The organism is Mesonia oceanica (assembly GCF_902499555.1).
Classification (GTDB): domain Bacteria; phylum Bacteroidota; class Bacteroidia; order Flavobacteriales; family Flavobacteriaceae; genus Mesonia; species Mesonia oceanica.
Genome location: NZ_CABVMM010000005.1, coordinates 40,604 through 54,696 on the forward strand (window position 1 = coordinate 40,604; position 14,093 = coordinate 54,696).

The following is a 14,093-nucleotide window of genomic DNA, read 5'->3' on the forward strand; positions in this document are numbered from 1 at the left end:
GCTGCTAAATAAATAGCAGCTTTTGATAATTTTAAAAAAAATTAGAACTTATTTTTCTAAAGTAACGGTTCTTTCTACTGGATTAAAAGGACTTTCAATTAAATTACCTTCCTTGTCCAATAACTCTAATTTAATAGTGTTTTCACCCATAGGAAGACCTTCCATTAGTTTAGGTTCCCATTCGTCAATCATAAATTCTTGACCGTTAATGGTTGCACGTACTTTATTACCATCAGGAGAAAGATCTGTATTTAAAAGGAAAAAGTCTAACATTACTTTTTCGGTGTCTTTTCCTGAATAGGTGCCTTTTGGTCTACTGTAGATTAACTGAGGTTTAGAAATATCTATATTTCCTAACTCATCATCTTTAGCTTCTCCTACGGTTAATTTTTTTACCACAAAAGAATTTTTGTTTTTTACAGCTTCATGATAAGAACGAGATAAAAATGCCACTAATACGTGATTTCCAGGTTCTAGATCTTTAGTGAAGTTTGGTTCATAATGAGCTGAATAAGGATCATTATCTACGATAAAGTGAATGTGCTGCCCTTTTGCTGAATTTGCCAACATTCTTTCTTGCGCTCCTTCAGTTTGTACACCTAGCTCATAGTTTTGAACATCAAAAGAAAAATCGATTCCTTTTCCGTCTGCTACTTTATCTTCAGTAGGAGTAATTAATGTAAGACTTGCATTTTCGTAGGCAGGAGAGTTTTCTAAAGCAGATAGTGTTATTTCCTTTTCCCCATTTTCTGTATCGTCCATGGCAGAAGATTCTTCAGACATTGTAGAATTCTCCATATCGTTTTCAGCTTCTTTCTTGTTTTCTTTACAAGAGGTAGCAAAAATTACCATTGCAGAAGCTAACATTAAGCTTACTTTTTTCATAAAAATTTGGTTTTATTGTTTTGATTCAAAGTTACGGTCTAAAGCTTATCTAAGAAATATTTTATATTAAGCTTAACACAAATTGGGCATTTCAAGATTTTGTATCCTCGCTAGTAGTAAATCGTCAGATTATTCTACAGCAACTTCTAATTTTTTTGGAAGGATTTTAGCCTTTACTTCCTGTAATGAGTTACAATATTCACCATCAATTTGAAAATCTACCGGTTGTTTGGTGGTGATAGTAGCTTCTTTTACAGGGAAGTACTCTATAAAATCTGACGAAAGTTCACTTCCTTCATTTAGGGTTTTTAGAATTTCAATGAGGTCTAATTTTTTAAATAGAAGAATTTCAAAAATACCGTCATCAATTTTCCCTTTTGGGTTAACAACAGATCCGGTCCCGAATTTTTTACTGTTGGCTAAAGCTAACATTATCCCTTTTTTATGAAAGGTTTCTTCTTTTGTTTCAATTTTGAAATCATACGGACCTTTGCTTTGAAATAGGGTGCTAATGCTATTGAGAGCATATCCCAATTTTCCACGAAGAGAACTACTTTCGTATTCTTTAATTAATTCAGCATTCAATCCAAAATCGCTAATGTGCAGCCCTATTTGGTCATTTATATGGATGGCATCAATTTTTCGGGTCTTGCCATATAAAGCAATAGGGATAAACTTTTTAGGTTCTAAGGGTAAGTTTAAATCATTGGCCAGTCCGTTAGCTGACCCCGCAGGTAAAATACCTATAGGCAAGGAGTCTTCTCCCATAGCTTCAGCAGCTAATTTTATGGTACCATCGCCGCCGGCTACCAAAACCCTATCAAATTTAGTTTCTGAAAGTTTGGTTTTTAATTTCTTAAGATCGTTTTTGCCGGAAGTTTTAAATATTTCAATTTCATCTTTTTCACGAAGCTTGGCCTTTACCAGTTTTAATAAGTGACTTTTATCTTCATTGCCACTAATAGGATTTATAATAAATAAAAACTTCATAGTTATACTTTAATGTGCATAAAAATATTTATTTTTCCGTTTAAAATGCGTTATACTTTCCTTAATTTATGAAACTTGACCTAAAGATTTATCGAAGCTATGCCAACGAACGTGAAATTGTCGTGATGGGGCATTTATTTAAAAAACATGCGCCTGATGTTTTCGATTTAGATAAACGTTGGTATAAGCATGCTTGGGCAGTGATTAGGATGTTTAGGATTAAAACCATCTCTAATGCAGAAGTTGTATTTAAGTTTAGGGAAAGGGAAATTGCTTCTAAAACTTTGGGTGATGGTCATTTTAGATTAACGATTCCCTATCACGAGGAAATTGATAGCGGTTGGCATGAATTTAAAGTTACGGCAAAAGTAGAAGGACATACTCGAGAAGAGAAAGGAGAATTTGTAAAACCCTATCCCGGTGAGTATGGAGTGATTAGCGATATTGATGATACTTTTTTAATCTCGCATTCAGGGAATATTTTTAAGAAATTATATGTGATGCTTACCAAGAACATTAATAAAAGAAATGTTTTTGATGAAGCGGTAAATCACTATAAATTTTTAAATCGCTTAGGAAGGGAAGATAAATCCACCAATAATGCTTTTTTTTATGTAAGTAGCAGTGAATGGAACCTATACAATTTTATTAGTCAGTTTGCAGATTTAAATGGCTTACCTAAAGCGGTATTTAAATTAAAAGACATTAAAACAGGGATTGCAGATTTTTTGTTTAGTGGAGGAGGTGATCATAACCATAAACTTTATAAGATAAAGCATTTGGTTGAGTTTTATCCTGAACTGCGTTTTGTATTATTAGGTGATGATTCTCAAAAAGATGCTTATATCTATCAAGATATAACCAAAATATTTCCAGAAAATATTAGTACCGTATATATAAGACAAACCAAAAAGAAAAAGAAAAAGGAAATAAAGAAGATTTTAAAAAATATAGAGAGCATGGGCGTGAAAGTGTGTTATTTTAAAAATAGCCAACAAGCTATGGAACATACCAAAGAAAATTTAGGATAAAAAAAGGAGAACAATTTGTTCTCCTTTTTTATAAAAATTATGGTTCATAAATTAATCGAAGAAATGAGCTAAAACGTTCGTTCTCCTTATTAATAGGAATACCGGTAACAATACCAATAAGCAGTTGTTCGGTTATCTCTACACGCATCTGTGGTCGAATGGTCATATCAAAATCATGTCCATGAATTTCTTTATTAAATTCTATTCCAATAAAATTTCTAGAGTTAGAAATCATATAATGAAAGTTAGAATTGATTTGAAAATGCGTTTCAATATCATTATTGTCAAAATGATGTTCAAAAACAGGCCCTGTATACAGTAGTGAATGAAAATTAGCTCCTAAACGTTTAGCTGCAATAAAAAACGGATTGTAAACATTCCCGGTAAATAATTTGCCATTGCCATAATTTTTAAAGTCGGTTAAGGTAAATTCGTGTATGTAACCAATGGCCAAGGAGGTTTCATGTTTTTTAGAAACCAAGAAACTGTATTGAGCTGCCATTTTTATACTATTTAAATTACTACTGGGAGTGTAACTTCCTTCATTAGGATAATAAAAAGAAAAGGGCAATTCTATTTCTAAACCTAGACGATCGATGGGAGCCCATTCGTATTCTACCAAGGTAGTATATTCATCATAATTGGCTTTATCGGTAAGGCCAAGTCCAACATTCCATTCTTTTTCACCTTTTCGAGCTCCGAGGTCTCGAATTAAATCAATATAAAGTGGCTCGGCGTGAGTAACTTTATCTGGTAAGCTTTCTCCAATTTCTAATTTTTCATTTTGAGCATTGGTATACTGGTGTAGATTTAGAAATAGCACTAAACCTACAAACTTTAAAAAGTTGTAGTTCATGTAATTTATAGTTTAATTATTGAGATTTCTATTATTATTTAAAAATTCAATAACTAAACTTGTGGAGGTGGAGAGGAGACTTCTTGAAAAATAGATTTTAAATTAAAAGTATGTATTTTAGAAACTTCTTTTTTTAAAACCTCTATATTGAAAATATTATATGGAGATATATAGGCTTGAAGTTCTAACTTGACATCTTTTTTTTGGATTGAATTATTTTCAAAATCTTCAAACTCTTCAAAAGCATCTTCGTCACCAAAAAATTTTTCGAAAATAATTTCTACAATGCTTTCTTGCTTGTTATAGTTTAAATTCTCTCGATAAGTAATATGGTTTGAAATAGGAGCATCTACACTTATATTTAGCAAAATTAAGGCTAAATAGAAAGTGAATTTTTTGAAGTATTTATGTTTCTTTAAGTCCAAAAAACAATTAATAAGTCGATAAAATTAAAAAAGGGGTTGAAATAATCAAACCCCTTTTTTAATTTTTTATTTAATATTCTAGCTTACAGCTTCGTGCAATTCTGCTTTGGCCTTGTAACCAATTTCTTCTCCTTTAGAATTTGCCATAGCAGCTTTCTTTCTTGATTTTAAAGCCTCTAGTTTATGCTCGATAGAATTTTTTACAGTATCTAATTTTCCTTTAGCTCCTTTTACATAATCATTACTGGTATCTGCAATATCTTTACGTGTATCTGCTCCTTTTTTAGGGGCTAATAATATTCCAGCTGCTGCTCCTGCTAATATTCCTGAAGCGATTCCGATCAATATTTTTCCTGTTTTCATGGTCTTTTTTTAATTTTTAAATTATACTGTAAATTTAAGAAGAAGCATTACTTAATTGAAATCTTTATAGTTAAGCTTGATTTAAACTTTTTTGACTTTCCTTAAAGTTTTAACAGTTCTATTTATTCAGTAAATTTTTTCAATAATTTTTTTACTTCAGCGGTATCTTCTACATAATATTCAGCATCTGTTTTTTGCAATCCTACTTTTACGGTAAAGGTTTCATCGGGAAGTTCTCTAAACATGTATTCATCGGTCCAATCGTCACCAATTGCAAAAATGAAATCGTATTTTTTGGTGAGTTGTTTGGTAGCTGCCCTTCCTTTATTAACGCCGCTGTTTTTAATTTCAATTACTTTATTTCCATTCAATACACTTAAATCATGATTGGAACTTAAATCTTTCAACACATTAGAAAGTTCGTTGGCTCTTTGTCCTCCTAATTCTGGATCTGATTTTCTATAATGCCAAGCAAGGGAGTAGTTTTTTTCTTCCATAAATGTCCCGGGAGTTCTATCTACAAAAGATTCAATCACCGGTCGAATACTGCTCATCCAGTTCTTTTTAACATTCTCGGTGGTTTCCCAGTCTTCATTTTTCTTTTTCAACCATAACCCATGCTCTGCTATAAGTGTTATATTTTTATCGCCAAAATGAGTGTTTAAAAATTCTTTATCCCTTCCACTTATAATTACTACATCACAGTTTTTGTTCTTTAACTTTTCAATAATTTCATAAACATCTTGATCAGGTGCTACTTTTTCAGGATCGTCCTGAAAATTTACTAGGGTACCATCAAAATCTAAAAACAAAATTTTATTGGTAGCATTATTCAGTTGCTCTGTTATATAAGTTTTTGTTCGCTCATCCAGCTGTTTTGCTTTTTTAGAAATATGGTTCACTTTGGTAGCTTCTAAAGCTTTGATAAATTCACTGGACCATTTTTTGATTCCGTAGCGTTTTAATCTTTTTTGAATAGTTCTGTTTCTGGATTTTTGCTCGATCAGTGGCATTTCGTAAGCTTGCTTTAAAGCATCTGCAATTTGATCGTAATTATTAGGGTTAATAATTAGAGCTTCATTCATTTCGTGAGCAGCACCGGCCATCTCACTTAAAATAAGCACTCCAGATAAATCTGTTCTGGTAGCTACATATTCTTTAGCTACTAGATTCATTCCATCGCGACGCGGTGTTAAAAGTGCGATATCGCAGGAGGTATATAAGTCTATTAAATTATCAAAAGGCATGGAACGGAAAAAATACCAAATAGGTGTCCAACTTACCGTGGAAAACTTACCATTTATTCTCCCTACCAATTCATCTATTTCACGCTTCAATTTTTGGTATTGAGGTACGTTAGAGCGGGAGGGAACCGCTAACATAATCAAGCGTACTTTCTCTTTAAATTCAGGATATTTTTCTAAGAAATGCTCAAAAGCCCTAATCCTGTTGGCGATACCTTTGGTGTAATCCAATCGGTCTATGGAGAGGATCATTTTAGAGCCGGGAGTTGTTTCTAAATGTTGATCTAAACGTACTTGAAGTTCAGATTTTTGCTCCTGTGTTTTTTCATAATGTTCTAGAGCGGCCTGTTCAAATTTTTCATAGTCTATTCCCATCGGGAAAGAATCTACTTTTACCAATCTGTTTTTGAGGGTGATTTCATTAAATTGAGTTTCGTAGCGTAAAATTCTACTTACAGAGCTTAAAAAATGCCGTTCATAATCGTATGTATGGAAGCCTAACAAATCTGCTCCTAACATTCCTTGTAATAAAGATTCTCGCCAAGGTAAGGTTCTAAATACTTCATAAGAAGGAAATGGGATGTGTAGAAAGAAGCCAATAGTAACTTTTGGTTTATTCTTTTTAATAATGCCGGGAACCAATAGCAGTTGATAATCGTGAACCCAAACGGTATCTCCGTCTTCAAGGTTTTCCAGGATTTTTTCAGCAAACTTTTCATTTACCTTTTTATAGCCCATCCATTCTTGTTCATCAAATTTGGTGTATTCCATAAAATAATGAAACAAAGGCCAAATGGTTCGGTTACTAAAACCGTAATAATAGTCGTTTAATTCTTTTTCTGTAAGGTTAATTGCAAGACATTTTTCATTTTTGGCAGCTTGGTCTATTTGCGATTGAATTTTAGGGTTTACTTCTTCTTCGGTTAGGCCAGACCAGCCAATCCATAGACTATCTCCTTCTTGATGAACCGATTTCATTCCTGTGGCCAATCCTCCCACACTTGGAGAGACTTTAACATCATTATTTTCAACAGAAATTTGTAAGGGCAAGCGGTTAGAAACGATAATCGTTTTGTTTTTCATTGGTAAAAATTTAGAGTTGGTTGTTTTATTTCTTTAATTTACATTTTTATATTGAATTGACCTTAAATACAAGTAAACTTTAATGAAAAATTTAGATTACGGGATTATTGGAAATTGTAAAAGCTCGGCGTTGGTTTCTAAAACGGGTTCTATAGATTGGTGCTGTTTACCTAATTTTGATTCTGATGCGATTTTTGCCAAAATACTTGATAACGAGAAAGGTGGGAATTTTGATTTAATTACTTCTGAAGAATATACAATTCATCAAGAATACTTACCCAAAACCAATATTCTTGTAACTAGGTTTGAAGCTGAAGAAGGTGCGTTTGAAATTCGGGATTTTATGCCCCGTTATTTTAAAGAAGACAACAAATCTTATGCTCCTTCAGAAATTGTACGATGTGTGGTTTTATTAAAGGGGGAACCTAAATTTAAAGTGCAGTACAATCCTAAACCGGCTTTTGCTAAAGAAAAAACCATAAACAGGATTAAGGACAATTATATTAAAAGCCATACAGTAGAAGGGAAGTACGACTCGGTTTACCTTTATTCTAATATCGATTACAATGATATTTTAGAAGAAAAAGTGATCACTCTAAAGGAAGATGCTTTTTTTGCGGTAGCCTATCATGAGAAAATTCTTAAGCAAACTGTAGATCGTGCATTTTTACAGTACCATCGTACCTATACATATTGGTTAAATTGGAGTGAGAAAACTACTTCTTACCTGTATTATAACAAAGAAATTTTAAGAAGCGCGCTTACGCTAAAAATGCTTACTTATGAAAAAAGTGGAGCAGTTTTGGCAGCTGCAACAACTTCGTTGCCCGAAACAATTGGAGAAGTAAGAAACTGGGATTACCGTTTCTGTTGGATCCGGGATGCTTCTATGGTAATCAAAGTAGTTTCAGAATTAGGTCACGTAAAATCGGCGCAGAAATTTCTTCAATTTATCATTGATATTATTCCAGATAAGGGCGATAAGATGCAAATTATGTACGGTATTAATGGTGAACGCAATTTAACCGAACATATTTTAGATCATCTCGATGGTTACGAAGGTTCTAAACCTGTACGAACCGGAAATGCAGCCTATTTGCAGAAACAGAACGACATCTTCGGAATTTTAATGGAAGTGATCTACCAGCAGTTTGTGAGGTTTGAAAATACGTTGGAAAATTCTGAAGAACTTTGGACCATTACCTGTGGAACAGTTCACACGGTTCAAGAAAACTGGAAGGCTCCCGATAAAGGTATTTGGGAGTTAAGAACTGAAGACAGACATTTTACCTTCTCTAAATTATTATGTTGGGTAGCTGTGGACAGAGCTATTAAAATTGGGGAACTTATTCATAAAACCGCTAATCTAGAGTATTGGAAAGAACTTCGAGCAGAAATTTTTAATGATATTTATGAAAATGCTTGGAATGATGAAGTACAAGCCTACACGCAGTATTACGGCTCTAAAGATTTAGATGCTTCCACCTTATTGATGGAAGATTATGGTTTTATTGAAGCAGAGGATCCAAGATACATAAAAACGGTAGAAGCTACCGAAAGGGAATTATGCAAAGACGGTTTAATGTACCGTTATAAAAATAAAGACGATTTTGGAGAACCGAGTTCTTCCTTTACCATTTGTAGTTTTTGGTTTATCAACAGTCTTTTCAAAATAGGAAAGAAAGAAAAAGCCATTAAATTGTTCAATAAATTATTATCGTATAGTAATCACTTAGGTTTATTTAGTGAAGATATAGATTTCGAGACCAAGCGTTTACTAGGTAATTTCCCTCAAGCTTATTCGCATTTGGCGTTAATTGAAACCGCAACTAATTTTTCCGGTGGAATTACAGAAGAAGAGGAGTTAATTGAATTTATTCATCATTTTTAGATGAATCTTTTTTGATATCAGAACTATCTGAAGAGTCATTGTTTTCAAAAACAATTCGAGTTCTTGGAAGGCTTTTCGGATAGTTTTCTTTAATAAATTTAATCATCTTTTCTCGGATGTAAACCCTTAAATCCCAATTGGTAGGAGAGTTTTTAGAGCTCACCAAAGCTCGAAGTTCCATCGATTTTTCAGTGGCATTGGTCACTTGCAGTACATTCACTTTACCGTCCCATAGTGGGGAGCCTTCTAATAACCGAGTTAATTCTTCTCTTAAATCATCTACAGAAATATCATAATCGGTATATAAAAAAACCGTTCCCATAATATCTGAAGTGGTACGCGTCCAATTTTGAAATGTATTTTCAATAAAATAAGTTGAAGGGACTACCAACCGACGTTTATCCCAAATTCTAACGACCACGTAAGTAAGTGCGATTTCTTCAATCCAGCCCCATTCACCTTCCACAATTACAGCATCATCTAAACGAATAGGCTGTGTAATGGCAATCTGTATACCTGCCAATAAAGTAGCAATAGCTTTTTGGGCGGCTAGCCCTACAATAATTCCGGCTATCCCGGCAGAAGTAAGCAAACTAACTCCAATATTTCGTATGCTTTCAAAACTCATTAAAATGATTCCGATCGCAAGAATTATTAAAATGAATATGATAATATTTTCCAAAATGGTAAATTGTGTATATACCTTTCGGGCTTTTAAATTATCTTCCCTAGAAACATCATACTTACTCAAAAGCCGTTTCTTAAACACCTTAAGTAGTAAAATTAAAATCCAAGTAAAGGAAATGACCAGCAAAATGGTGATTAAATGTTTGGCTACATATTCAAAATCTTTATCGGGGAAATAGTTGGACGCTTTTCCTATCCATAGCACAATGGCCACCAAAAATAATAAAAGTGGAATTTGTATATTCTTGGCAAAGTTGACAGGAAGTATGTTTCGTGGATCTTTTCCAATTTTTTTGATAAGAAAAAAAGCAACCCAAAAGGTTACAATAATTCCTACGATGCCATAAATAACATAGCGGAGTGTTTGTTGGGTGTCATTTAAATTTTCAGCTATCAAGGAGGCTACTAGCATACATTTAGTTTTCTTTTTTATCGGGCTTTTGCTCTAATGGAGGAAATTCTTGTATTCGTACACGGGAAGTAGAAAGGTGTAAGCCATCTTCTAGACTACTAATATAGCTCACCATTTCTTCCCTTAGTTCACAATGTAAATCCCAAGTAGAAGAAGCATCGGTAGAGCTGCACAAACATCTAATTTTAATAGCTTTTTCAGTAGTATCAACCACTTGAACTACTGGGGGATGATTTTCATCCCAACTTTCGTGGCCTTCTAATAATTCCTTAAATTTTTTACGGACTTTTTTGACATCGATTCTATAATCTGCATAGATAACAATTGGCCGTATTTGATGGGCAGAGGTAATCGACCAGTTTTCAAACGTATCAGAAATTACTTGCTTTAAAGGAATCACCAGTCTCCTCCAGTCCCAAGTCCTCACCACCATATAGGTAAACCGAATATCCTCTACATATCCCCATTGATCTTCAAACACAACCGTATCGCCAATTCTAGCAGGTTTAGTAATCGCAATTTGTATTCCTGCTATAATATTTCCTAAGGTACTTTGGGCGGCAATTCCTAGAATTACAGTGGCTACTCCGGCAGAAGCTAGTAACGAAATTCCTAACTTCTCTAACGATCTAAATTGAGATAAAATTACCGAAGCTCCAATGATAATAACCAAAAAGGTCACAATTCTTCTAGCTACAGAAACATAAGTGAGCATTCTTCTGGCTTCTGTATTTTCTTCTAATGAGGTATCACCAATTTTATTTTCTGCCACGTAGAGCATAAAGTAGTCAATCATTCGCATAAAAAACCAAGTTACCGAGCCAATAACCATAATTAATAGAATAGCGTAAAGCGTACTAGCAAAAGACCCTGCAAAAGAAATTAGATGATTTAAGAGCAAATAAAAAGCTAGTACACCAACGGCAAAACCGGCGGGAGTAGCTAGTTTATTGGCAATATGGTTAATCCATTTTTTATCTGACCTTAAAAATATTTTTCTTAACAAGTAAGCCGTGCCCCTTCCTATAAAATAACAAATGATTAGAATCACCAAAGCACCAACAAATTTCCAGACCGGCATGTTTAAAATTCTAATTCTTGTCCAGCTAGGCATCATTCGGTCTAATTTACGTGGACCATAAGTGGCATAAAGCGCATCGATGTTTTCTACTGTATTTTGAGAAATAAGCCAAAACGCACCAAAATCTTTATATTTTACTCGCTGTAGACGAAACACAATATCGCGGCCATCCATATCAACTTCTCCAAAAACAATACTTCTTCTCGGTTTTCCGGCAACCGCCTGATTCGTGGTGGTTTGTATGTCTACTTGTCCATCAGGACGATCAGGCAGTTCGTCCCAATTAATATTTACCCGTTGGTTAAGAACGAAATATAATTTTTCAGCAAGTTTGGCAGCGTCTTCTTCTGTAATATTATCAGGAAGTAAGTTGAAATTTAAAGCATAAGCCGCTTCTTTATAATTATTATTTCTTGCTTGAGTAATAAAATGTTCTAAAACCGATTGAGGAGTCTGAAAATTAATTCGGTTAGGAGGTAAGCCAATACTTTTATTCACGCGGTTTAAAATGTAATAGGCTTCATTGTATTCTCTAATGGCATTGCTCCTAAAGTCACCTTTCTCTTTTATTGTTGGTTCTTTACTGGGTAAACTTGTACCTGATTTTTGAGAGGTAGAATCTTGTGATTGTTGAGCTTGAAGCAAGCTACAATTTAAAAAGAAGAATAATATTAAACAGGTTAGCGTTGAATAGTTTTTTGTCATACCCGACAAGTTAATGGCTTTTTTGCACAGATTTTATTAGCGTTTTGTTAAAACCTTTAAATCCTTCAATATTATTAAACTGTAAAGTTTATTAAAGTAAAGCAACTTATTTGAAAATGATACATCTACTCATAAACTATTCAATTTATGACGATGAAAAAACAACTATTCTTATTAATTAGTTTAATTAGTCTGCAGTCCTGTATTCATTGGGAAGACGATGATGTAGTTTACGAAAGTAATTACAACCCAATTGTACAAACACGAGAGGTTTTTGAAAACAGTATTGAACTGCAATCAGCTAGACCGGTTAGTAATGCCGGAAAAATTTATGTGAAAGATCAGTTTTTATTTATTAATGAAAAGGAAGAAGGTTTTCATATTTACAATAACCAAGATCCCGAAAATCCAGAAGCGATTTCATTTTTAAAAGTTCCCGGAGCGACAGATTTAGCGATACGCGGGAATACTATATTTGTTCATCATTATGTAGATCTACTTTCCATAGAATTGAATTTAATCACGAATGAAATTCTAACTATGACTAGAACTTCAGATGTTTTTCCTCAACTGAATTCACCAGATGGTTTTGAAGCAGCGTATTTTGATGTTTCTGCGGATAAAATAATTGTTGGCTATGAACCTAAAAATTAAACGATGAAAAAAACTATACTTATTTTATTGGTGGTTGTGTTGAGTGCTTGCAGCTCAGATAGTAGTGATACGGGAAATATTACCGATGGTCAAGGGGGGAGTTTAGCACGTTTTACTCTTTCCGGAAATTATTTATATACAGTGGGGGAAGAATCTTTAAGTGTATTTGATGTTTCAAATACTGAAAATCCTGTTTTTAAAGGAAACACTTATATAGGTTTTAATATTGAAACCTTGTTTGGACTTGGCGATAAGCTTTTTGTAGGAAGTCAATTAGGAATGTACATTTATGATATTTCTTCTCCCGAAAATCCTTTACGATTGGCAGAAGTAAGCCACATTAGAAGCTGTGATCCTGTAGTTTCTTCAGGTGATTATACCTATGTAACCTTACATACCAATTCTGCCTGCCAGGGAAACATCAACCAGTTAGAGATTTATAATACTGAAAATCCGCTTTATCCTGAATTATTAACGACCGTACAAATGAATCAGCCTATAGGTTTAGGTTTATATAATCATTACTTACTGGTAACCGATTTAGATATAGTGCGGGTCTTAGATGTATCTCAACCTCAATATCCAAACTTTGTTTCGTCTATTCCTGTGAAAGGTTTTGATGTTATTATTAGGGAGGACGAATTATTTGTGATTGGAAACGAAAGCCTTACACAATTTGAGCTTTCTATTGTGGAGGATGAATTGATTTATACGGAAAGAGGTAGTATTGAATTTTAGTCTTCCAAATTTTATTGCTTCAATAAAAAGCTTTTCTTTTTTTAATGAGTAAATTTGAAGCTTAAAATTTTTAAAACTGAATGAAAATGAAAAAATACCTTTTAATTCTTAGCGTATGTAGCCTGCATCTGCTTACGGTGAGTTGTGAAAAACATACATCTCCTGTGAAAGATGGAGCAAAACCGGAACTGATTTCTGATGAGTTTATATTTACCGAAGGCCCGGCTTCTGATAAGGAGGGAAATGTATATTTTACCGATCAGCCTAATAATCAAATTTTAAAGTGGGACGCAAAAAGTAATTCCATTTCAGTTTATATGAAAGATGCAGGTCGTTCTAACGGAATGTATTTTGACGATGATCAAAATTTGTGGACCTGTGCCGATGAAAATTTTCAGCTATGGAAGATAAGTCCAGATAAAGAAGTAAGCGTTGTTTTAGACGGTCACGAAAACAAGGCATTTAATGGTCCTAATGATTTATGGATGGATGAAAAGGGTGGTTTTTACTTTACAGATCCTTACTATCAAAGAGAATACTGGGAAAGAAAATCTCCTGAGATGGAGAAAAGAAAAGTGTATTACCTGAGTCCAGATCATAAAACCGTAACACCCGTGGCAGAAGGTTTTGTACTTCCAAACGGAATTATAGGTTCTTCTAAAGATCAGGTTTTGTATGTTTCAGATGTTTCAAAAGAAAAAGTGTATAAGTATCAAATACAGGATAATGGTACACTAACCGATAAAGAGCTTTTTGCTGATATGGGCTCTGACGGAATGACCTTAGATAATGAAGGAAATTTATATGTTACCGGCGATGGAGTTGTTGTTTTTGATAAAGAAGGCAATAAAATAGATCATATTCAAATTGATAAAGATTGGACAGGTAATGTTACTTTTGGTGGAGCCAATGAAGATATTTTGTTTATTACCGCTTCCGATGCGGTTTATAAACTTCCAATGAAAACTCACGGGATTCGATGGAATCATTAATATTAAATAAAAAGAGCTGCCAATTGGCAGCTCTTTTTCAATTTAAAAATCAAACT

13 protein-coding genes are annotated in these 14,093 nt (G+C 33.6%); 5 read left to right on the forward strand and 8 right to left on the reverse strand.

The window, feature by feature from the left end:
• Positions 1 to 48: 48 nt before the first annotated feature.
• On the reverse strand, positions 49 to 885 hold the full coding sequence (locus tag FVB9532_RS07155; protein WP_150544527.1) for a hypothetical protein: 837 nt from the start codon (positions 883 to 885) through the stop codon (positions 49 to 51).
• Between the two features lie 129 nt (positions 886 to 1,014).
• A complete protein-coding gene (locus FVB9532_RS07160; protein WP_150544528.1) occupies positions 1,015 to 1,875 on the reverse strand; it encodes a diacylglycerol/lipid kinase family protein in 861 nt (286 codons plus the stop codon).
• A 68-nt stretch (positions 1,876 to 1,943) separates the two neighbouring features.
• Between FVB9532_RS07160 and FVB9532_RS07165 the strand changes: the two genes are divergently transcribed.
• On the forward strand, positions 1,944 to 2,906 hold the full coding sequence (locus tag FVB9532_RS07165) for an App1 family protein phosphatidate phosphatase (protein WP_150544529.1): 963 nt from the start codon (positions 1,944 to 1,946) through the stop codon (positions 2,904 to 2,906).
• 37 nt (positions 2,907 to 2,943) lie between these two features.
• Here FVB9532_RS07165 and FVB9532_RS07170 read toward each other — a convergent pair whose 3' ends face one another.
• The 4 genes from FVB9532_RS07170 to FVB9532_RS07185 all read right to left on the reverse strand — a co-directional run bounded on the left by FVB9532_RS07170 (position 2,944) and on the right by FVB9532_RS07185 (position 6,877).
• Positions 2,944 to 3,762 carry an HAEPLYID family protein gene (locus FVB9532_RS07170; protein WP_150544530.1) on the reverse strand — a complete coding sequence of 273 codons (819 nt, stop codon included), beginning with the start codon at positions 3,760 to 3,762 and terminating at the stop codon, positions 2,944 to 2,946.
• A 53-nt stretch (positions 3,763 to 3,815) separates the two neighbouring features.
• Positions 3,816 to 4,130: a hypothetical protein gene (locus tag FVB9532_RS07175; RefSeq protein ID WP_150544531.1), complete on the reverse strand. Its 315-nt coding sequence runs from the start codon at positions 4,128 to 4,130 to the stop codon at positions 3,816 to 3,818.
• 135 nt (positions 4,131 to 4,265) lie between these two features.
• Positions 4,266 to 4,550 carry a YtxH domain-containing protein gene (locus FVB9532_RS07180; protein ID WP_150544532.1) on the reverse strand — a complete coding sequence of 95 codons (285 nt, stop codon included), beginning with the start codon at positions 4,548 to 4,550 and terminating at the stop codon, positions 4,266 to 4,268.
• Between the two features lie 122 nt (positions 4,551 to 4,672).
• On the reverse strand, positions 4,673 to 6,877 hold the full coding sequence (locus FVB9532_RS07185; protein WP_150544533.1) for a bifunctional alpha,alpha-trehalose-phosphate synthase (UDP-forming)/trehalose-phosphatase: 2,205 nt from the start codon (positions 6,875 to 6,877) through the stop codon (positions 4,673 to 4,675).
• 82 nt (positions 6,878 to 6,959) lie between these two features.
• On the opposite strand from FVB9532_RS07185, the gene FVB9532_RS07190 reads away from it, so the two are divergent.
• Entirely contained in the window at positions 6,960 to 8,768 is a 1,809-nt protein-coding gene (locus FVB9532_RS07190) for a glycoside hydrolase family 15 protein (protein ID WP_150544534.1), read from the forward strand.
• Here the strand turns inward: FVB9532_RS07190 and FVB9532_RS07195 are convergent.
• Both FVB9532_RS07195 and FVB9532_RS07200 read right to left on the reverse strand, forming a co-directional pair.
• Positions 8,752 to 9,867, reverse strand: coding sequence for a mechanosensitive ion channel family protein (locus FVB9532_RS07195; RefSeq protein WP_150544535.1), 1,116 nt, complete (start codon positions 9,865 to 9,867; stop codon positions 8,752 to 8,754). The genes FVB9532_RS07190 and FVB9532_RS07195 overlap by 17 nt on opposite strands.
• Before the next feature lie 4 nt (positions 9,868 to 9,871).
• Entirely contained in the window at positions 9,872 to 11,653 is a 1,782-nt protein-coding gene (locus FVB9532_RS07200; RefSeq protein WP_194716505.1) for a mechanosensitive ion channel domain-containing protein, read from the reverse strand.
• A 153-nt stretch (positions 11,654 to 11,806) separates the two neighbouring features.
• Here FVB9532_RS07200 and FVB9532_RS07205 point away from each other — a divergent pair, with 153 nt between their 5' ends.
• From FVB9532_RS07205 to FVB9532_RS07215, 3 genes are all read left to right on the forward strand, one after another.
• Positions 11,807 to 12,307 carry a hypothetical protein gene (locus FVB9532_RS07205; RefSeq protein WP_150544536.1) on the forward strand — a complete coding sequence of 167 codons (501 nt, stop codon included), beginning with the start codon at positions 11,807 to 11,809 and terminating at the stop codon, positions 12,305 to 12,307.
• Between the two features lie 3 nt (positions 12,308 to 12,310).
• The gene (locus FVB9532_RS07210; RefSeq protein WP_150544537.1) at positions 12,311 to 13,045 is read left to right on the forward strand and encodes an LVIVD repeat-containing protein; all 735 of its coding nucleotides are present in this window, start codon (positions 12,311 to 12,313) and stop codon (positions 13,043 to 13,045) included.
• Positions 13,046 to 13,131: 86 nt separating this feature from the next.
• Positions 13,132 to 14,037: an SMP-30/gluconolactonase/LRE family protein gene (locus FVB9532_RS07215; RefSeq protein ID WP_148211718.1), complete on the forward strand. Its 906-nt coding sequence runs from the start codon at positions 13,132 to 13,134 to the stop codon at positions 14,035 to 14,037.
• Positions 14,038 to 14,093 lie beyond the last annotated feature (56 nt).